The 21148-nt window shown below is 48.0% G+C and carries 15 protein-coding genes; 9 read left to right on the top strand and 6 right to left on the bottom strand.

Features of this window, described 5'->3' with window-relative positions; genetic code table 11:
• Window positions 1–54: 54 nt before the first annotated feature.
• From gluQRS to sfsA, 3 genes are all read right to left on the bottom strand, one after another.
• Window positions 55–945 (bottom strand): tRNA glutamyl-Q(34) synthetase GluQRS, encoded by an 891-nt coding sequence (gluQRS, locus tag BLS03_RS13045; RefSeq protein WP_093274636.1) that lies wholly within the window; start codon window positions 943–945, stop codon window positions 55–57.
• A gap of 132 nt (window positions 946–1077) precedes the next feature.
• Entirely contained in the window at window positions 1078–1524 is a 447-nt protein-coding gene (gene dksA, locus BLS03_RS13040) for an RNA polymerase-binding protein DksA (protein WP_093274633.1), read from the bottom strand.
• Window positions 1525–1660: 136 nt separating this feature from the next.
• Window positions 1661–2374 (bottom strand): DNA/RNA nuclease SfsA, encoded by a 714-nt coding sequence (gene sfsA / locus BLS03_RS13035; protein WP_093274631.1) that lies wholly within the window; start codon window positions 2372–2374, stop codon window positions 1661–1663.
• A gap of 56 nt (window positions 2375–2430) precedes the next feature.
• Between sfsA and hrpB the strand changes: the two genes are divergently transcribed.
• From hrpB to acnB, 4 genes are all read left to right on the top strand, one after another.
• Entirely contained in the window at window positions 2431–4905 is a 2475-nt protein-coding gene (gene hrpB, locus BLS03_RS13030) for an ATP-dependent helicase HrpB (protein ID WP_093274628.1), read from the top strand.
• The gene (mrcB, locus tag BLS03_RS13025) at window positions 4902–7265 is read left to right on the top strand and encodes a penicillin-binding protein 1B (RefSeq protein ID WP_093274626.1); all 2364 of its coding nucleotides are present in this window, start codon (window positions 4902–4904) and stop codon (window positions 7263–7265) included. Before hrpB ends, mrcB begins: the two co-directional genes overlap by 4 nt.
• A 172-nt stretch (window positions 7266–7437) precedes the next feature.
• Complete coding sequence (locus BLS03_RS13020) at window positions 7438–9720, top strand: patatin-like phospholipase family protein (RefSeq protein WP_093274624.1); 2283 nt, start codon at window positions 7438–7440, stop codon at window positions 9718–9720.
• Window positions 9721–9973: 253 nt separating this feature from the next.
• A complete protein-coding gene (gene acnB / locus BLS03_RS13015; protein ID WP_093274620.1) occupies window positions 9974–12571 on the top strand; it encodes a bifunctional aconitate hydratase 2/2-methylisocitrate dehydratase in 2598 nt (865 codons plus the stop codon).
• 82 nt (window positions 12572–12653) lie between these two features.
• Here acnB and BLS03_RS13010 read toward each other — a convergent pair whose 3' ends face one another.
• The 3 genes from BLS03_RS13010 to BLS03_RS13000 form a co-directional block, all read right to left on the bottom strand.
• The gene (locus tag BLS03_RS13010; protein ID WP_093274617.1) at window positions 12654–13787 is read right to left on the bottom strand and encodes a glycerate kinase; all 1134 of its coding nucleotides are present in this window, start codon (window positions 13785–13787) and stop codon (window positions 12654–12656) included.
• A 23-nt stretch (window positions 13788–13810) separates the two neighbouring features.
• A complete protein-coding gene (locus tag BLS03_RS13005) occupies window positions 13811–15076 on the bottom strand; it encodes a GntP family permease (protein ID WP_093274615.1) in 1266 nt (421 codons plus the stop codon).
• A gap of 144 nt (window positions 15077–15220) precedes the next feature.
• Entirely contained in the window at window positions 15221–16363 is a 1143-nt protein-coding gene (locus tag BLS03_RS13000) for a sugar diacid recognition domain-containing protein (RefSeq protein ID WP_093274613.1), read from the bottom strand.
• Window positions 16364–16450: 87 nt separating this feature from the next.
• On the opposite strand from BLS03_RS13000, the gene BLS03_RS12995 reads away from it, so the two are divergent.
• The 5 genes from BLS03_RS12995 to BLS03_RS12975 form a co-directional block, all read left to right on the top strand.
• The gene (locus BLS03_RS12995) at window positions 16451–16819 is read left to right on the top strand and encodes a YacL family protein (protein WP_093274610.1); all 369 of its coding nucleotides are present in this window, start codon (window positions 16451–16453) and stop codon (window positions 16817–16819) included.
• Between the two features lie 197 nt (window positions 16820–17016).
• Complete coding sequence (gene glnK / locus BLS03_RS12990) at window positions 17017–17355, top strand: P-II family nitrogen regulator (protein ID WP_093274608.1); 339 nt, start codon at window positions 17017–17019, stop codon at window positions 17353–17355.
• Window positions 17356–17382: 27 nt separating this feature from the next.
• On the top strand, window positions 17383–18612 hold the full coding sequence (locus BLS03_RS12985; RefSeq protein ID WP_093274604.1) for an ammonium transporter: 1230 nt from the start codon (window positions 17383–17385) through the stop codon (window positions 18610–18612).
• 132 nt (window positions 18613–18744) lie between these two features.
• Window positions 18745–19758: a Fe(3+) ABC transporter substrate-binding protein gene (locus BLS03_RS12980; protein WP_093274599.1), complete on the top strand. Its 1014-nt coding sequence runs from the start codon at window positions 18745–18747 to the stop codon at window positions 19756–19758.
• 94 nt (window positions 19759–19852) lie between these two features.
• Window positions 19853–21148, top strand: a 1296-nt coding sequence (locus tag BLS03_RS12975) for an ABC transporter permease (RefSeq protein WP_093274596.1), incomplete at its 3' end; no start/stop codon positions are given.

Here is a 21148-nt window from a genome sequence, read left to right as displayed (position 1 = left end):
CTTGGGTTATCCACTTAGGCCCGGTTAGGGATGAAATTTGCGGCTAATGATAGCTTAGCGCGACTCATTTGAGAATCTCGGTGTGATCTCAAGCGTGTCGGGGAGCTGACAAATCTGCCAGTTTTCGATGCCCCATTGGAGGATTTCACCGAGTGTAGCTTGTAATACTTGTTTAGGAATATCAAAGCCTAAAAAGTTCATTGCTGCAATCAGCGCCGGTCTTGGATTGCTATCATCAATCGCAGTGGCGTGGTTTTGCTTAGACAATTTTTGGCCATGTTCATCCAGTGCTAACGGTAGATGCAGATAACTAACGCATGGCTGATTGAGCAGTTTATAGAGGCTTATCTGGCGTCCTGTTGGCTCAATCAAATCTGCACCGCGTACCACTTCGGTTACGCCTTGGGCAATGTCATCTAATACTACCGCCAAGTTGTAGGCGAACAAGCCATCGCGACGTTTAATAATGAAATCTTCATCCGCCAGCGGGTTGGGAATGGCGATAACACCGTGGCGCTGGTCATCAAATTGATACACTGGATGGTGCATTTTGAGCCGAATGGCGCAGCCGTGCGAGTCCTGAATCTTAAGCTCGCGGCACGTGCCACTATAAAAGCCGCCAGTTTGTTTGATCTGCTTGCGTGTGCATCGGCAGTAGTAGGCATCGCCCTGTGAAAGCCAAGCATTAATTTGTTGTTGATAAAGAGAATGACGCTGACTTTGATAGACGATCTCGCCGTCCCACTCCAGTTGGTAGGCTTCAAGAGTGCGCAAAATCGCACTTGCGGCGCCCGGCATCTCACGTGGTGGATCTAGATCTTCGATTCTTACTAGCCACTGGCCGTGTTGAGAGCGCGCTTGAAAGTAACTTCCTAGCGCAGCGACAAGTGAACCGAAATGCAAAGGACCAGAGGGTGAGGGGGCAAAACGTCCGATGTATGTCATGAGTGTGCTCGCAAAGATTACGCTGTTGCTGTCACAGTAAATCGTTGAATTTTAGTTTGAGCGTATCAAACTAAAAGCGGTTCAAACTAAAAAGGGAGCGCAAGCTCCCTTTTAAATACTCAATGCAAGTGATTAGCCTTGCATTTGCTTTTCTTTGATTTCAGCAAGCGTTTTACAGTCGATACATAGATCAGCTGTTGGACGCGCTTCTAGGCGACGAACACCGATTTCAACGCCACAAGACTCACAGAAACCGAAATCATCGTCTTCGATTTTGGTCAGAGTCTTTTCGATCTTTTTGATCAAACGACGTTCACGGTCACGGTTACGTAGCTCTAAGCTGAACTCTTCTTCTTGAGATGCACGGTCAACCGGATCTGGGAAGTTTGCCGCTTCGTCTTGCATGTGGTGCACAGTACGGTTGACTTCTTCTCTTAGCTGGTTGCGCCAAGCTTCTAAAATCTTTCTAAAGTGAGCCAGTTGCTCAGGTGACATGTACTCTTCACCTGCTTTTTCCTGGTATGGCTCAACACCAGCAATGGCTAGGATGCCTAGCGCTTTCTTCTTTGATTCTGGCATGCAGCATCTCCTACTAACACCTAGTCAACTGCTCGAGCAGTTAATTTGAGGCGGGTATCTATAGCAAAAAGAATAGGGGGTGGCAAACACTGATTAGTAAAGTTATTGTCAATGTGAAGGCAACATCAATTTTTTGTCAGTTACACAATTCAATTGCTTCACACAGTGTCATACCCGTTTCAGTCACAACTGCTTTGTAGCAAAGCACCTCGACTCCCTGTCCTTGCGCTTGTTTCAATAATTTTGAATAGTTCGCGTCTATATGGTGTGCTGGAGAGACTTTTTCAATACCTGAGTGTAAAACAACAAACAAAAGTACCGATCTGCTTCCATTTCCCACCATTTCCATCAGTTCTCTTAAATGCTTTTGTCCTCTCGTGGTGACCGCATCGGGAAAGTAACCTTGTCCGGGTTGTGTATCATCCAACAAGGTGACACTTTTCACCTCTATATAGCAGCTAGGCTGAGTACTTGATTTGAGCAATATATCAATACGGCTATTTTCATTACCATACTTTACTTCGGTTTGAAGTTCATCATAGCCTTGCAACTCTTTGATTGCACCTGATTCGATCGCTTCTACCGCCAGCGGATTGGCACGCGCAGTGTTAATGCAAATGGTGTGCCCTTTTGTGGTCTCGACCAGTTCCCAGCTATTAGGGTATTTGCGCTTCGGATTATCGGAAGTTGAGTACCAGATTCGATCGCCAGGCGTCGCGCAGCCAGTCATCGCGCCAGTGTTAGCACAATGAATGGTACGCTGTGAGCCGTCTGGTAAAGTGATGTCGGCAAGAAAGCGTTTGTAGCGTTTGATTAAAGTCGCGGGCTTGAGAGCGGGTTCAAAGTGCATTTTTCTACTGTTTTTATGTACAATGTCTAGCGTCATTACACCACAAGGTTTCTGTATTGTCACAACTGCCGATTGAAACAGTGATGCCGCAATTGTTAGCTGCGGTGTCCGATAACCAACAAATTATTCTCAAAGCTGCACCAGGTGCGGGCAAATCTACCTGTTTTCCATTGCGTTTACTGCAAGCCAATTTGCTCGATGGCAAAATCATTGTACTGGAGCCGCGTCGGCTGGCCGCGCGCAATATTGCCGACTATTTGGCCAAGCAATTGGGAGAGCCGGTCGGCAAAACGGTCGGTTTTCGCGTTCGCGGCGAAACCAAAACCAGCCGTGACACTCGGTTAGAAATCGTCACTGAAGGCGTACTAACTCGCATGATTCAAAGCGACCCAGAGCTTAGCGGCGTTGCGATGGTGATGTTTGATGAATACCACGAGCGCAGCTTAAACGCGGATACCGGGTTGGCGCTGTGTTTGGAAATTCAACAGGCGCTGCGTGAGGATCTTAAGCTGGTGGTGATGTCGGCAACATTAGATCAGCACGCGCTGGCGCAAATGTTGCCCAGCGCCGCGTATATCGAGTCCGATGGTCGAGCATTTGCGGTTGAAGTTCGCTATCAGCCTTTGGCTGCCAATGATTCATTCACTGCAGTGATGGCGAGTAAAATCACCGCACTGCTTGGCAGCGAATCCGGTTCAATTTTGGCATTTTTGCCAGGCGTTGCCGCGATCAAAAATCTTGAACAGCGCCTGCAAGATCTCGCCAATGATGTTGATATCTGTCCGTTGTATGGTCAGTTAAGCCCAGCGATGCAGCAGCAGGCAATTGCTCCTGCCGCTGGTGGTCGGCGCAAAGTGGTGTTGGCAACCAACATTGCCGAAACCTCGCTCACCATTGAAGGCATTCGTATTGTGGTTGATAGCGGTTTAGAACGTCAGGCTTGGTTTGATTTACGTAGCGGCATTAGCCGACTTGAGCAGACACGTATTGCGCAATCTTCGGCTGAGCAACGCGCTGGTCGCGCTGGACGTATTGAGCCGGGAATTTGCGTGCGCCTGTACAGCGAAGCTCAGCTTAAGCAGCAAGCTCAGGTTCCGGTGGCGGAAATATTACGCAGTGATTTATCGTCTTTGGCGATGGAATTGGCGCAATGGGGCACTTCGCAAGTCAGCGATTTGTGTTGGCTGGATGTGCCACCTGCGGCGGCGATGGCCCAATCACGCGATCTGCTCCAAACGCTGGGCTTGATGGATGAGAACTTAATGCTGACGCCCGCTGGCCAGCAAGTGCAAGCCTTAGGAGTGGACCCGCGCATCGGTGCAATGCTGTGTTTTGCCAAACAAGATGTCAAGCTGACTCAAACTGCGGCACTATTGGCGGCGCTCTTGGAAGACCCCGAAAAGCAGCAAATTGACGTATTGCAAAGCCTACATCGTTTTGAACAAGGTCGACATCAAGCGCAAAAACGCGTTGCCCAGCGCTATAAACAGTTGGCTCAGCAGATGGGATGCCCGATTACCAACCATGTAAGTGACATTAGTAGTCAAAGTGCTGCCTTGCTGCTGTGCGCGGCTTTTCCTGATCGGATTGCTCAGCGCCGCAGTCATTCCTCAAGTACTTATCGGCTGGCCAATGGTCACGGCGCTATGTTGGATGAGCATGAGCCACTCGCCAATGAAGCGTATTTAATTGTGGTGGATTTGATGCGTAGTACCAATAGCCGTGAAGCCAGTCGAATTCTCATGGCTGCGGCGCTGGATATCAAGGCGCTCGAGTCGCAAATGCCTGCGCTATTTCGCCGCGTCGATTGGGTTGACTGGGACGATATGCGAGGCCGTTTAGTGGCTGAGCAGCGCAAGCAACTGGGTCAATTAGTCATCGAACGTCAAGCGCTTGCCTCCCCGCCACGCGAAAAAATGACGCAAGCTTTACTTAGTTATGTTCGCCGAAATGGTCTGGAAGTATTACATTGGACACCCCAAGCAGCAGGATTGCTTGAACGCGCACGTTGCGGCGCGATGTGGATGGCCGATGAAGCTTGGCCACCACTGACAAACGAGGCATTACTTGAGAAATTAGACGATTGGTTAGAACCGTATTTAATCGGTGTTCATTCGGTAAAATTGCTCAACAAAGTCGACGTCTATCAAGCCTTAATGGCTTATTTAGGTTGGCCTCTGAATCAATCAATCGATCAGTGGTTGCCTACGCATTACGTATTACCAACAGGGACCAGCAAAGCGATTCGCTATCAACAGGGAAAAAATCCGGTACTTTCTGTTCGCATGCAAGAAGTGTTTGGCGAACAAACCTCACCGACTGTCGCCAATGGCAAAATTAACGTGGTGATGGAACTGCTTTCTCCGGCGCAGCGTCCGCTTCAAGTGACCCAAGATTTAGCCGCCTTTTGGCAGGGGGCATATAAAGAGGTCCAGAAAGAGATGAAAGGGCGCTATCCCAAACATGTATGGCCTGATGATCCTGCAACCCATGTTGCAACAACTAAAACCAAACGACAGCTAAATTCATGACCGATAATAAAACGCCTAAAAAGCCGAGCACGAAGCGCCGCCCGACGGCAAAAAACAACGCATCTGCTAAAAAAAGCAGCGCTAACTCAAGCGGCCCACGCCGAAGTTGGTTAAAAGTGCTGTGGAGTATTGGCTGGAAAGTCGCGCTGGTGATGATCGCGATTCTCATTTTTGTAGGCATCTACTTAGACAGCATTGTGAAACAGCGCTTTGAAGGCCATCTGTTTGACTTACCAACGGTAGTTTACGCACGTATTCTCAATTTGGCGCCGGGCGATGACATCTCGCTTAAAGAAGTGCGCAATGAACTGGATGTGCTCAATTACCGTAAAGTTGCGCAGCCACATTATCCCGGCGAGTATTCTTCTTCGTCGACCAAAATAGAGATGATTCGTCGTCCGTTTGAATTTTCTGATGGTCCGGAGCCGGATCGTCACGTGATGTTGTATTTCAACGACTCGGGCTTGCAGCGCATTCAATCGCTTGAGCAAAGTGGCGACCTTGGTTACTTGCGCATTGAGCCGAAAATGCTCGGCATGCTGGAAAAAAATCAAGATGAACAGCGTTTGTTCCTGCGCCGCGATCAGTTTCCTGAAGTGATGGTGGATGCGCTGCTGGCAACGGAAGATCGCAATTTCTACCGCCATGATGGGATTTCGCTGGTGGCGATTGCGCGCGCATTTGTTGCCAATATTAAGGCTGGTCGCACGGTACAAGGTGGCAGTACCTTGACTCAGCAGTTGGCGAAAAACATCTTTTTATCCAGTGATCGCACCATCTGGCGTAAATTACGCGAAGCGTATATGGCGCTGATCATTGATTATCGGTACAGCAAAGATCGCATTCTCGAAGGCTATTTGAACGAAGTGTACCTTGGTCAAAGCCGTGGTGAAGCCATCCACGGTTTTGGTCTGGCATCGCGTTTATACTTTGGACAACCGATTGAAGAGCTGCGCATTGATCAATTAGCGCTGTTGGTGGGTATGGTCAAAGGCCCGTCTTACTATAATCCGGTGCGCTATCCTGAGCGCGCCAAAGAGCGTCGCGATTTAGTTCTTAAATTAATGATGCAGCAGGATATTTTAACGCCTGCTCAATACGAAGCGGCGGCCAGTCGCCCGCTGGATATTCAAGACAATCCACGCATTGCCAGCCGCCAGCCCGCTTATTTCGAGCAGCTGAAAGCGGAACTGAGTGAGAAAGTCGGCGATGCGTTCCAGTCAGAAGTTGGCCTGCGCGTATTTACGTCATTGGATCCGGTGTCGCAAAACGAACTCGAGCAGGCGATTGCACGCAAGATCCCTGATCTGGCTAAAGTCGCAGGTGACGATCTGGAAGCGGCGGCTATTGCGGTAGATCGTAACAGCGGTGAAATTCGTGCAATGGTCGGTGGTAAACGAGCTGGCTACGATGGCTTTAACCGCGCATTGAATGCCAGCCGCCAGATTGGTTCACTCGCCAAACCTGCTGTGTATTTAACTGCGCTGGAGCAGCCGGATAAATATAATTTGGCGACCACCTTACACGATAAGCCATTGACGCTAAAAGATAACAACGGCAATTTGTGGACGCCGCGCAACTATGACCGTGAATACCGTGGCGATGTGCCACTGTATTTAGGATTAGCTAAGTCGCTTAACGTGCCGACGGTGGCGCTGGGCATGCAACTGGGTATTCCCAATGTGGTGAACACGTTTACCAAACTTGGCGTTGATGAGCAGGAGATTCGTCCGGTACCTTCGATGTTCTTGGGCTCGTTTACCCTAACGCCAATTCAGGTCGCTCAAATGTATCAAACCCTGACTAATTCAGGTAAGAAAGCTCGTTTATCAGCGTTGCGCTCTGTGATCGATCTAGACGGAAAAGTACTGTTTGAATCGATTCCAAAAGTGAACCAAGCGGTCGATCAACAAGCGGCGTGGTTAACCACTTATGCGATGAAACGTGGCGTATTGGAAGGCACTGGCCGTTATTTGCAAAACCAGTTCAGCTGGGCGGCTCTGGCAGGGAAAACCGGTACCAGTAATGATACTCGTGATAGCTGGTTTGTCGGTGTCGACGGTCGTGAAGTGACCACGATTTGGGTTGGTCGCGATGATAACAAACCGACGCATTTAACTGGTTCATCGGGCGCGCTGAGAATCTACGCCGAATACTTAGGTCAACGTGTGCCACAAAAATTGGTATTGCCTTGGCCAAAAGGTATTACTACGCTAGGTTTTGCGAGCAATGGCCAAGGTGGATTAGAGCTGGATTGTAATGATCGCCAAAAACTGCCAGTCTGGGACCGTGATGGCGAGTTGAAAAAACAGTGCGAAGATCAACCCGCTCAATGGATTAAGCGCCTATTTACTTGGTGATCTGCTATTTAATTGGTGAGCTGTTATTTACTCGGTAATCGCTACCAAGTGTTGTGACTTATACTCATGTGGTCACGACGATTAGGTTATTTTCACTAAGCCATGTGGTGCACTATAGCGCTCATGGCTTAGTTGCTATTGAAAGCAAACATAATAAGGATACTACTCCAAGGTGCGATACGGTTTTATTTTGTCGTTATTGGCGTTAAGCACATCTTTGCACGCCGAATCATTGCCTACTGTTCCTGAACATCAGCCCAAAGTCGCCGTGGTATTGGCTGGCGGCGGCGCGAAAGGCGCTGCCCATATCGGTGTACTTAAAGCATTGGAAGATTTGCACATTCCAGTCGATTTCGTTACCGGAACCAGTATGGGAGCGTTCTTTGGCGGATTGTATGCCACCGGTATGAGCGCGGATGAAATCGAAGCTTTTATCTATTCCATCGATTGGAATAGTGGCTATCGTGACCGAGTCAGTCGCAGTGATAGGCGCATTCGCGACAAAGAGTATGAAGACAGATATCAGCTCACCACTGACATTGGTGTGCGTTGGGGTGAGGTTCGCGCTTATCGCGGCCTGGTGCAAGGTCAGGGGATGTTAAAGATCTTGCGCGAAACCTCGGGAAACCTGCCGAGTTTTAACTCGTTTGATGATCTTGCTATTCCCTATCGCTCGGTGGCGACCGATATCGTCAAGCTAGAACCTGTGGTGCTCGACAAAGGAAACCTTATCGATGCGATGATGGCGAGTATGTCGGTGCCAGGCGCTTTGCCGCCATACCACCTTAATGGGCGCTTATTGGTTGATGGCGGCGTGATTAACAATATGCCGGTCGACATTGCGCGTAAAATGGGCGCCGACGTGGTAATCGCTGTTGATATCAGTACCGATTACAAAACCGAAGACGATTTTAAAACCCTGTTTACCGTTGGTGAGCAGTTGTCGAATTATCTGGTGCGTCGCAGCACCAAAGAGCAAGCTGATACTCTGACCGATAGCGATTATCTGATTCGCCCTGAAGTCGGCGATATGGAAACCACCGAATTCCAGAAAATGCCCGAAGCGTATGTGAAAGGCTACGGCGCGGTCATGGCGATGAAAAAGCAGTTGGCCAAGTTAGCGCTGTCGCAAGCGGATTATCAGCGTTATGTGGATCATAAAGAGGAAGTGCGCAAGTCTTTGCACTATGGATCGCAGACCAAAGTCGACAAAGTAGTGATCAACAATAAAACTCACTACAGCGATCGTATTTTGCAGAACAAACTCAACCTTGAAGCTGGCAAGACTTATGATTCCGAAGATCTCGAGCAGCGAGTGCAAGATCTCTACGCACTGGATCGTTTTGAGTTGATTAACTATCGCTACCAAGATATCGATGGTGAAGATACCTTGATCGTCGATGTGAACGAAAAATCTTGGGGGCCAAACTACCTCAATTTTCGTTTCTTCCTTGAAGATGACTTTGATACCGAAAGCCAATATTCATTGGGCATGACACTCAACTTCACGGACTTAAATCAGCATGGCGCCGAATTGCGTACCAACCTTGAAATGGGGACTGATAAGCTGCTTGAAGCGCAGCTGTATTCGCCATTTTTCTCGCATGAAGAGGCGTTTACCACCTTTGGTGTCTCATATTCAGACGAGCAGCGTAGTGCGCCAGTTGATGGCTATGGTGATACCAATTTGCACGCCATTGATAACTTTTTACCGGTCAATTACAAGCGCTGGAGAGCCGAAATCGCGATGGGCTATCAGCCATCATTGTGGCGAGAACTTAAGATTGGTGCGCGTTATACCAACGGAATTGGTAATTTCTCAACTTTGCCAGCTTATGGTGAGATAAACTTTCATAGCATTGGCGCGTTTATTAACTATCGAATTGATTCGCTAGATAATTACAGTTTGCCAACTCACGGTGCATATTTGAACCTCGAGTACGTGGCCTCGCACGATAAGATTAACGACGAGCAACTGCAGTTGGATATCGTGTCGGGCTCTGATACTTCGCATGAGTTTCAGGCCAAATTTATCGGCGCGGTTACCAGTGAGCGGCATACTCTGATGGCGAATACCGATATCGAACTGGTGAGCAATAAAAACCAAACGGTACCGATTGATCCTAAAGAAATTGGTGGTTTTTTAAATTTATCCGGTGTGCCGCGTAATAGCTTGGTTGGTCAAAACAAAGCCTTTACCAGTTTGGTGTATCGTTATCGCTGGTTTGATAATGATTTTGGCTTGTTTACATCGCCGTTTTATCTCGGCGCGTCGTTGGAGTATGGTGGTGTATGGTCTGATCAAGACTTGCATCTCGATGAGTTGCCTTTGTATGTCGCAGGCTCGGTTTTTACCGGCATTGATTCGCCACTTGGGCCGATTATGCTCAGTTATGGTCATACCGAGCAGGGATATAATTCTGTGTACTTGATCTTAGGTACTACCTTTAAATAGTGCACTGGTTCAAGACATAGGATAAAACAGTCATATTCATCAATTTTTGTCCCAAGTTGCTATGTTGGTCAAAATGATGAGATTTTAATTTTTAGTTAAATTTGCTATTCTCCGTTCCACAGTTTGGCCTCTCTGGCGCTGTTTCTCAGTCAAAAATGAGTGATAAAAAGGCGAAAGGGAGCCAAGTTTCCAAGGATGTTCACTCCTCATTTTTAAAAAAATACAGGAGGAACCGCAATGAGAGGAAAAAGTCGTGCTTGAAGCCTACCGTAAACACGTCGCAGAGCGTGCTGCCGAAGGAGTCGTCCCTAAACCACTAGATGCAGAACAAACTGCTGGTCTGGTTGAACTTCTGAAAAATCCCCCTCAAGGTGAAGAAGAATTTATTCTTGACCTACTGGAAAACCGAATCCCACCTGGTGTTGATGAAGCCGCTTACGTAAAAGCTGGTTTTTTAACTGCAGTGGCGAAAGGTGAAGTCGAATCTCCTCTAGTCAGTCGCGAAAAAGCTGCCCAACTGCTTGGTACCATGCAGGGCGGTTACAATATTGAACCTCTAGTTTCTTTGCTTGAAGACGAGCAACTTGCCCCTATCGCAGTGAAAGCGCTGTCTCATACACTATTGATGTTTGATGCTTTCTACGACGTTGAAGAAAAAGCCAAAAATGGCAATGAATATGCTAAAACCATTCTCCAATCTTGGGCAGATGCCGAATGGTTCCTGAAAAAGCCAAAACTGGATGACAAAGTCACTCTGACGGTGTTTAAAGTTACTGGTGAAACCAACACCGATGATCTCTCCCCAGCACCTGATGCATGGTCTCGCCCTGATATTCCAGTGCATGCGTTAGCCATGCTCAAAAACGAGCGTGAAGGCATTGAGCCGGATCAGCCAGGAACCATTGGTCCAATCAAACAAATTGAAGCGCTAAAAGAGAAAGGCCACCAATTGGTTTACGTTGGTGACGTTGTTGGTACCGGTTCATCACGTAAATCGGCAACCAACTCAGTGCTTTGGTTTATGGGCGATGACATTCCATTCGTGCCAAACAAACGCGCTGGTGGTTTTGTCCTTGGCGGCAAAATAGCGCCAATTTTCTACAACACCATGGAAGATGCGGGCGCTTTGCCAATCGAACTTGATGTTTCGAAAATGAACATGGGTGATGTGATTGATGTCTACCCATACCAAGGCAAAGTCTGCGTTCACGGCACCGATGAAGTGTTGGCAGAATTCAAACTGAAAACCGATGTTCTGCTTGATGAAGTGCGTGCCGGTGGCCGTATTCCTCTTATCATCGGTCGTGGTCTGACTGACAAAGCGCGCGAAGCGTTAGGTCTTGCGCCAAGCGATGTGTTCTCTAAACCGGTTCCTGTTGCTGATTCTGGTAAAGGCTTTACCCTGGCTCAGAAAATGGTCGGTAAAGCGTGTGGTGTAGAAGGTATTCGCCCAGGCACTTACTGTGAACCGAAAATGACTACCGTTGGTTCGCAAGATACCACTGGCCCTATGACTCGTGATGAGCTTAAAGATTTAGCGTGTCTTGGCTTCTCGGCCGATCTCGTGATGCAGTCGTTTTGTCATACCTCGGCGTATCCAAAACCAGTTGACGTCAACACTCACCACACTCTGCCTGATTTCATCATGAACCGCGGCGGCGTATCACTGCGCCCAGGTGACGGTATCATTCACTCGTGGCTAAACCGCATGTTGCTACCTGATACTGTCGGTACTGGTGGTGACTCGCATACTCGTTTCCCTCTGGGTATTTCCTTCCCGGCAGGTTCTGGTTTGGTGGCGTTTGCTGCTGCAACCGGTGTGATGCCACTTGATATGCCTGAATCTGTGTTGGTTCGTTTTAAAGGTAAGATGAAACCGGGTATCACGCTACGTGATTTGGTACACGCGATCCCTTACTACGGCATTAAGCAAGGTCTGTTAACGGTTGAGAAAGCCGGTAAGATCAACGAATTCTCTGGTCGCGTACTAGAAATCGAAGGTCTTGAGCACTTAACTGTTGAGCAAGCGTTTGAGCTTTCTGATGCATCGGCTGAGCGCTCTGCTGCTGGCTGTACCGTGAAACTGTCGAAAGAGTCGATTTCTGAATACCTAAACTCTAACATCACCATGCTTAAGTGGATGATCTCTGAAGGTTATGGCGATCGCCGTACCATCGAGCGCCGCGTGACAGCAATGGAAGAGTGGCTGGCGAATCCAGAATTGATGTCAGCAGACAAAGACGCGGAATACGCGCACGTTATCGAAATTGATTTGGCGGAAATTGATGAGCCAATTCTTTGTGCGCCAAACGATCCAGATGACGCTCGTTTGTTGTCGGATGTTCAAGGTACTGCGATTGATGAAGTGTTCATCGGTTCATGTATGACCAACATCGGCCACTTCCGCGCTGCCGGTAAGTTGCTTGATAAGTACAATGGTCAGCTTGAAACTCGTCTTTGGGTGGCTCCGCCAACTAAGATGGATAAAGACCAGCTGATTGAAGAAGGCTACTACGGCATCTTTGGTCGTGCAGGGGTACGTATTGAAACACCAGGATGTTCACTGTGTATGGGTAACCAAGCACGTGTGGCTGAGAAGTCGACGGTCATGTCTACTTCAACGCGTAACTTCCCGAACCGTTTAGGTAATGGTGCGAACGTATTCTTGGCCTCAGCAGAGCTTTCTGCGGTGGGTGCGATTCTTGGTCGTATTCCGACTAAAGAAGAGTACTTGCAATACGCAGAGCAAATTGATGCAACGGCTGCAGATACTTACCGTTACTTGAACTTCCACTTGATGGGTAATTACGTTGAGAAAGCGCAACAGGTGATTTTCCAAGAGCCTGCGTAATACGCAATCGCTTAACGCGTAATAAAAGAAAAGCCGCTCGGTACTGCTGAGCGGCTTTTTTCGTTGTGGAGATTTAAATTTTTTAAGCGTGAATTTGATATAACGCTGCGACGTTGCGTGCAGTGAGCTCGATATTCACCGCCGCTTCTTTGAGCGCAGTTTCTAAGCTCACCGAGCTGTTGACCACAGCAAACACTGCGTCAATACCGTGCTCGTGGACGACGCCACAATCGTTGGTCAGGCAGCCAGAAATACCAATCACAGGTAGTGCATGGTTTTTAGCTTTGCGCGCCACGCCAATCGGGGTTTTACCGTGAATGGTTTGGCTATCGATTCGCCCTTCGCCAGTGATCACTAAATCCGCGTCGGCGATAACATCATCAAAGCTGACCGCATCCATCACAATTTCAATTCCAGGGCGCAACTTGGCACCAAGGAGTGCGACAAACGCTGCGCCAATACCGCCAGCTGCACCAGCGCCCGGCAGATGCTCAACTTGTTGGTCTAAGTCTGATGTCAGCACTTTGGCAAAGTGCGCCAAGTTGGCGTCCAATTGCTTAACCATCTCAGGTGTTGCGCCTTTTTGCGGGCCGAACACGTGTGATGCGCCTTTAGGGCCGCACAACGGGTTGTCGACGTCACAGGCGATTTCTAAACTCACATCAGCAAGGCGAGGATCTAAACCAGAGACATCAATGTGGGCCAATTTGCTAAGCTCACCGCCGCCAGCACCGAGTTGCTCGCCGTTTTCATCAAGCATTTTGATGCCCAAAGCTTGCGCCATGCCAAGGCCAGCATCATTGGTGGCGCTGCCGCCAATTCCCATGATGATGTGCTTAACGCCGCGATCGAGAACGGCTTTGATCAATTCACCAGTGCCAAAGCTGCTGGTGATAAGCGGGTTTCTTTGCTCACTTGGCACCAAGTGCAAACCTGATGCCGCCGCCATTTCGATTACCGCGGTTTCGCCATCGCCAAGCAAACCGAAGAAGCCATCAACTTGGTTACCCAGTGGGGCCGTGACTGGCACTGCAATGATAGAGCCGGAAGTGGCATCGACCAAAGATTGCACCGTACCTTCTCCACCATCAGCCATTGGCAGTTTGATGTATTGTGCGTTAGGCAGCACTTGGCGAAAGCCTTTCTCTATCGCCTGGGCAACTTCCATCGCTGTAAGACTCTCTTTAAACGAGTCTGGCGCAATGACAATTTTCATAATTTGTTTCTCCTAAAGTCCCGCTAGACGAAAAAGCCGAATACGCCGAATATCATTACGGATACGAAAGCAATCATCAAACCAACCGCGGATTCGTACGGGATCAATTTAAGACGTTCACGAATGTCCATGTGTACCGCACCGCCAGTGGCGTGGAAGAAACTCCCGTGTGGCATATGGTCAAGAACGGTCGCGCCTGAGTGAATCATTGCCGCGCCAGCAAGGGCTGGAACGCCAAGTTCAAGAATGGTGTGGCTAAATACGTTTGAGGCGACCGCAGTACCTGCAGTGGTCGACGCTGTTGCCAAAGACATCATTGCACCAGAAATTGGCGCGAGAAGATAGGAAGGCAAGCCAGAAGCGGTAAGCACATCAATTAATCCACCTTTCAGACCTGAGTGAGCGATGATGCCCGCTAAGGTACCTGTGCCTAAAAGCATCACAGCAACAGGCGCCATGCGGCTTAAACCGGAAACTGCAAAGTGGTTGGTGTCACGAAAACGTCCCATCACTAAGGCACCGACGAGGCCACCTAGTGGCAGGGCAATTAGCGGGTCAACATTGAAGTTGGCAATCGGACGCAGGGCAAGTAAGGCAATCGCAATCAAAGGCGCCACAATGGCAGCACCAAAACCGGGCAACTGGCTGTGATCAACCGAAACCACTTCGTGCTCAGCGACTTTAGAACCACGGTTCACCAGTTTTTTGGCAATAAAATACGCAAATACTAGCCCGCACAAGCCTGGAATAATGCCGGCTGCCATTACTGAGGTTAGGGGAACATGGAAGGCGTCTGCTGCGGCAATCGCATTTGGGTTTGGTGACATGACGTTACCCGCTTTACCACCACCGATCATCGCCAGCAAAATCGCCATTTTTGATAGGTCTGCGCGGCGCGCAATCGCAAGGGCAATTGGCGATACGGTGATCACGGCAACGTCTACAAACACGCCGACCGCAGTTAGAATCATTGTCGCTAAAGCCAGCGCTAACAAAGCGCGGGTTTCGCCCACCTTTTTAACAATGGTTTCAGCAATCGAGGTCGCTGCACCAGATTCAATCAATACGCCTGCGAGCACGCCTGCAGCCAAGATACGCAGTACAGCAGTGACAATACCTTGCGCGCCGCCAATCATTAATCCGACGGTTTCAGTGAGTGAGACACCGCCAATGACACCGCCAACCAGAGCACCGAGAATCATGCCATATGCTGGTGGGACTTTTTTCAAAATCAGTACGATAGCTACGACTAATGCCGCTAATGCACCTAATGTAGAGACTTCAACCATGTTCCAATTCCATAATATTAGTGGGTGTTTTTATGCACTGGTTACTATATGGAAAGTGCATGATTGCATCTTTGTTATATTGAACAAAAAAATACCACCGCAAAGCTGAGTTTATTGTGCAGTTGAACAACACTTGGCATTTGGTTAGTAGAAATTACTGGCTAAATATAACAAGGTTTTTTCATCTAACTTATTGAAACTTAGAGAGGTTATGGTTTCTATTTGTTCAAGACGGTAGCGCAGGGTATTACGGTGAATATGCAGCAACGCACTAGTTTGATGCAAGTCGCAATTTTGTGAAAAATATACGCATAAGGTTTTTAGCAGCACGCCTTTTTTGTCGTGTTGGTGCAGTTTTTCCATCGGCTTACGCAGCAGATCCGATTGCCATGAATGGTAACGAATACCACTTAATAGCACCGGTAACTTGTAGTCTTGATAGAAGAACATACTGCCGGAGTGATTGACGGTATGTTTGAGAGTTAATTTAGCGGTTTCAAAGGATTGCGATAACCCGGATAGTGAAGGGAAATACTCCCCAAGAGCAATTTTTATCGAAAATTGCGGCTCTTGCTTGACCCGTTTTAGCAGTTGCTGAGTGCGCTTTGCTTCGCTCTGCCACGACCAGCCTTGAGCCGTCAACGTGATCGGTTTTAATACCACCACTTCATTGGCGGACACCGACAAAATACCCACTAAGTTGTCTCTTTCGGGGTATTCAAGCAAATGTACAGTGCGTTGCAGGTGCTCCAAGGTCACCACATGCCCCTTTTTGGGGAAAACCTTAACCACGGCCGCGATACGGGGCTGGCTAAGGTCGAGATTGAGGCGCTGAGCAATCGAATTTAGCTGGTCTTCGTTGAGCGACGATCCTTTGATCAACTGAAGTAGTAGTTCTTCTCTATGGCGCTTATTCCACTGAATCTTGGACATCATATCGGCTTGTTCGACGATAAGCTCTGCGGTCATTTTGACCAGCTCACCATAATAACGCACTTCATTGGGTTCGCCAGAAATACCAACCACACCAATGGGTTGGTTCTGATAATGAATCGGTAAGTTGATGCCAGGTTTGACGCCTTTGAGATTCTCTGCGGTGGCGATATCAATGTCCACAACACGGTTATCATTGAGCGCCAGAATCGCGCCTTCGTGCTGCTGGTACAAGCGGTTGGGATCGCCCGAACCGATGATCCTGCCTTTCTCATCCATCACATTTATGGAGTAGTGGATAATTTTCATTGCGCGCTCGACGATCTGTCTGGCGATCACTTCGTTTAACTGCATGATTTGTGTGTGGAGTGTGCGGGCCGAATCAAGGATAATAACAGGGATAAATAATCACGCTATAGCGATCAGTCAATTGGAATCACCATGGACTATGAATTTAAGAAGAACACCTTAGACGGTAGTTATTATTGTGCTTTTTCGATGGGGCACGAAGTTCTCGGCAGATGGCTGCAAGAAGAGATCAATAAAGATCGCGTTAAGCTCAATGAGGTTTTTGATTTAATTGAAAAAGCCAAGCGTGCGCCAGGGCAATCTTTTTGCTTAATTGGAACCGAGATCAGCCTATTTATTTTGCATGATGAAGTCGAAATCAAGCAAAACGCCATGGATGGGAATGATGATGAACTTATTGATGAGGATTTTTCTATCTATGAGAGCGAAAGCATTAGTTTGTGTGGATTGCATGATTTTGAATTGATGCTGAATGAGTGGCACCGTTTCGTATTCGGTTAATTATCGGTGCACTGAATTGGTGAGTAGTAAAATATACGCATTATTTTAGGGAAAGGCTTGCACAATATTTGTGCAAGCCTTTTTGCTATTTGACGTGATATTTATTTATTTTCATATTTATCAATGAGTTAAAAAGTTGGCACAACACTTGTTTTGTTTATTTACCTGAAAAGGATGACTGCTTCAGAGAGGATGCAATGAAACTCATTAACGCCATAATCAAACCGTTTAAATTGGACGATGTTCGCGAAGCACTAGCTGATGTGGGCATCGAAGGTATGACTGTATCAGAAGTGAAAGGCTTCGGACGTCAAAAGGGCCACACCGAGCTTTATCGTGGTGCAGAGTACCAGGTGGATTTTCTACCAAAAGTTAAGTTAGAGATCGCGACTCAAGCTGAGAATGTAGACCGAGTTATTGAAGCCATTACTAAAGCCGCGCACACCGGCAAAATCGGTGATGGTAAAATCTTCGTTTACGATCTGAGCCATGCGGTTCGTATCCGTACTGGTGAAATGGATACAGAAGCGCTGTAAAAGAATAATAAGGATTGGAGTAATACTATGGAAATCGCAACAACAGTAACGGAGTTACGTTACGCACTTGACACCTTCTACTTCCTCATTTCCGGTGCGTTGGTTATGTGGATGGCGGCAGGTTTTGCCATGCTTGAAGCGGGCCTTGTCCGTTCAAAGAACACCACTGAAATTCTAACCAAGAACTTCGTTCTTTATGCAATCGCTTGTACTATGTACTTGGTTGTGGGCTACCACATCATGTACGTAGATAACGCAGAAGGTGGCTGGCTTCCTTCATTTGGTGCACTAATCGGCACTCAAAGTGAAGGCGCAGATCACTCTCTAGAATCTGACTTCTTCTTCCAAGTAGTGTTCGTTGCAACGGCAATGTCTGTTGTTTCTGGTGCAGTTGCTGAGCGTATGAAACTGTGGGCATTCCTAGTTTTCTCTGTGGTACTGACTGGTTTTATCTACCCAATGGAAGGTTACTGGACTTGGGGCGGCGGTTTCCTATCTGCAGCTGGTTTCAGCGACTTCGCAGGTTCTGGTATCGTACACATGGCGGGTGCAGCAGCAGCACTAGCTGGCGTGCTTCTACTTGGTGCACGTAAAGGCAAATACGGTAAGAACGGTGAGATTTTCCCAATCCCAGGTTCAAACATGCCTCTAGCAACCCTTGGTACCTTCATCCTATGGTTCGGTTGGTTTGGTTTCAACGGCGGTTCTCAATTGATGGTTTCTGACTTCGAGAACGCAACGGCAGTAGGTCAAATCTTCCTAAACACTAACGCAGCAGCAGCAGCAGGTTCTATCGCAGCACTTCTCGTGTGTAAAACCACTTGGGGTAAAGCAGACCTAACTATGATCCTTAACGGTGCGTTGGCAGGTCTTGTTGCTATCACAGCAGATCCTCTATCACCAAGCCCACTATACTCTGTTGCTATCGGCGCAGTAGCGGGTGCGATTGTAGTATTTGCAATCATCGGTCTTGATAAACTTAAAATCGACGATCCAGTGGGCGCAATCTCAGTTCACGGTGTATGTGGTTTCTTCGGCCTAATGGTTGTGCCACTAAGCAACGGCGATGCATCTTTCGGTTCTCAGCTTCTAGGTGCTGTAGTTATCTTCGCCTGGGTATTCATTGCAAGCCTGATCGTTTGGGGCATTCTGAAAGCAACTATGGGTATCCGCGTCTCTGAAGATGAAGAGATGGAAGGTATGGATATGCATGACTGTGGTGTTGGTGCTTACCCAGAGTTCGTTACTGTTAAATAATCGTTGATTTACAAAACGAAACGAAAAACCTGCCCTCGTGGCAGGTTTTTTTTTGTTAGCAGATTGTTTCGTCTTGCTGGGCTATTATAATCTTGTTGCTGATAATGATTATTAATTGTAAAGGACTGATTGATGAACAAGCTTTTTCCACTTTCTGCACTGGCCTGTAGCTTATTTAGCGCGTCAAGTTTTGCCGCACAAGAAGTGAATGTCTACTCTTACCGCCAACCATTTTTGGTCGAGCCGATGCTGGATGAATTCAGTCGTGAAACCGGTATTCGCGTCAACGTCAAATTCGCTAAAACCGGTATCGCGGAAAAGCTAGTTCAAGAGGGGGAATACAGTCCCGCTGATGTACTGTTGACCGTCGACATTGCTCGTCTTTCCGAACTGACCGATAAAGGCGTGGTACAGCCAGTAAATAGCGATATTTTAGAAGCCAATATTCCAAGCCAGTATCAAGATACCGATAACGAATGGTTTGGTCTTACTACGCGTACCCGCTCTGTCTACTCCTCTAAAGAACGCGTTGGTAAACTTGGTCAAGACTTCGACTATCTTGATTTAGCCAAGCCTGGATTCAAAGGTAAAATCTGTACGCGCAGCGGCAAGCATCCTTATAATATTTCGCTGATTTCTGCGATGATTGCGCATCATGGTGAAGCGGCAACCAAGCAGTGGCTTGAAGGCGTTAAAGCCAATCTGGCACGTAAACCTCAAGGTAACGATCGCGGCCAAGTAAAGGCGATCAAAGAAGGTTTGTGTGATGTGTCACTGGGCAACAGCTACTACTTAGGCAAGATGATGACGGATAAAGATCAGCAAGCGTGGGCTGAATCGGTTTACATCAATTTCCCGAATCAAAACAGCACCGGAACTCACGTTAACATTTCCGGCATGGCGATGGCCAAATATGCGCCAAATCGCGAAAATGCTTTGAAATTAATGGAATTTTTATCCAGCGATAAAGCACAGAGTATGTATGCAGAAATCAACTTTGAGTACCCGGTTAAGCAAGGCGTGAAGCGTTCAGAATTGGTTGCGTCTTGGGGCGACTTTAAAGCGGATACTCTATCACTGGATGAAATCGCAGCTCACCATGAAACTGCGATTAAACTTCTTGATGAAGTTCAATTTGATCTGTAATTGTTAAGCGCTTAAAACTCTTGCGCGGCAAACCAAGACACGCGAAGCCCAGTAAGTTAACTTACTGGGCTTATGCTTTGTAAATTAGGACATCATGAAAGATAACAACTTTATTTGGCAAACTGGCAGTGGAGTGCTTGCCGTACTGTTGGTATTGCCGATTGTGGCCATTTTTTACACCGCAGTGGGCGAAACAGATGAACTGTTTGCGCATCTTATGTCGACAGTGATGCCCACCTACACCTTTAATACCATTGCACTCACTGGCGGTGTCATGCTGCTGACCTTAGTGTTTGGTATTCCCAGCGCATGGTTAATGGCGATGTGCCGTTTGCCGGGCGAGCGCATTCTGCAATGGGCGTTAGTTCTGCCGTTAGCAATGCCTGGTTATATCGTCGGCTATATCTTTACCGATTGGTTTGATTTTGCTGGGCCGATTCAAGTTTGGCTGCGCGATGTCACCGGTTGGCAGGCCAAACAGTATTGGTTTCCTGACATTCGCACTCTGACTGGCGCGGCAATCGTTCTAGCGCTGGTGCTTTACCCTTATGTTTACTTACTGTGCCGCGCCGCTTTCATGGAGCAAAATGTGTCGCTGCTGCAATCCGCGCGCCTATTAAAATGCACCCCTTGGCAAAGTTTTCGCCGTGTCTCGTTGCCCTTAGTTCGTCCGGCGATCGCCGTCAGCTTATCGCTGGTGGCGATGGAAACCATCGGAGATTTTGGCACCGTGAGTTATTTCGCGGTGAATACGCTCACCACTGCGGTTTACGATACGTGGCTTGGCTATTCAAGCCTTACCGCGGCGGCGAAGATTTCAGCCATTATGTTGGTGTTTATCTTGTTGCTACTCAGCGCTGAGCGTTATAGCCGCCGCAAGCAAAAGCTGTTTCAAAACCAATTTACCAGCCGCGAGGATTTTCGTTATCTACTCAAAGGTTGGCAAAAAGTCGCGGCGCTGATTTGGTGTTGGGGGCTGGTGGCGGTTGCATTTTTATTGCCTGTTGGGCAATTGCTTATCTACGCGATCAATTATTTTGCCACAAGCTGGACGGCAGAGTTTCGCGAGTTCGCACTCAATAGCTTATATGTGTCTTTATCGGCGGCGCTGGTGAGTGTGGTGGTGGCGCTGGTGGTGAATTTTTGTCAGCGCGTGCAACCCAATAAATTGAGCTTAGGCAATATGCGTTTGGCGTCGATGGGCTATGCCGTGCCCGGCACTGTGTTAGCGATTGGTATTATGGTGCCTGTGCTCGCGCTGGATCATACCATCAATGACATCGCCAAATGGCTGGAATGGCAAAGGCCGGGGCTGATTTTTTCTGGCACTATGATGGCGCTGATTTTTGCTATGGTGGTGCGTTTCTCGGCGGTTGCGATTGGCAGTGTG

Source organism: Vibrio xiamenensis, from assembly GCF_900100015.1.
Taxonomy (GTDB): Bacteria; Pseudomonadota; Gammaproteobacteria; order Enterobacterales; family Vibrionaceae; genus Vibrio; species Vibrio xiamenensis.
This window is presented reverse-complemented; position numbering and strand designations above follow the sequence as displayed.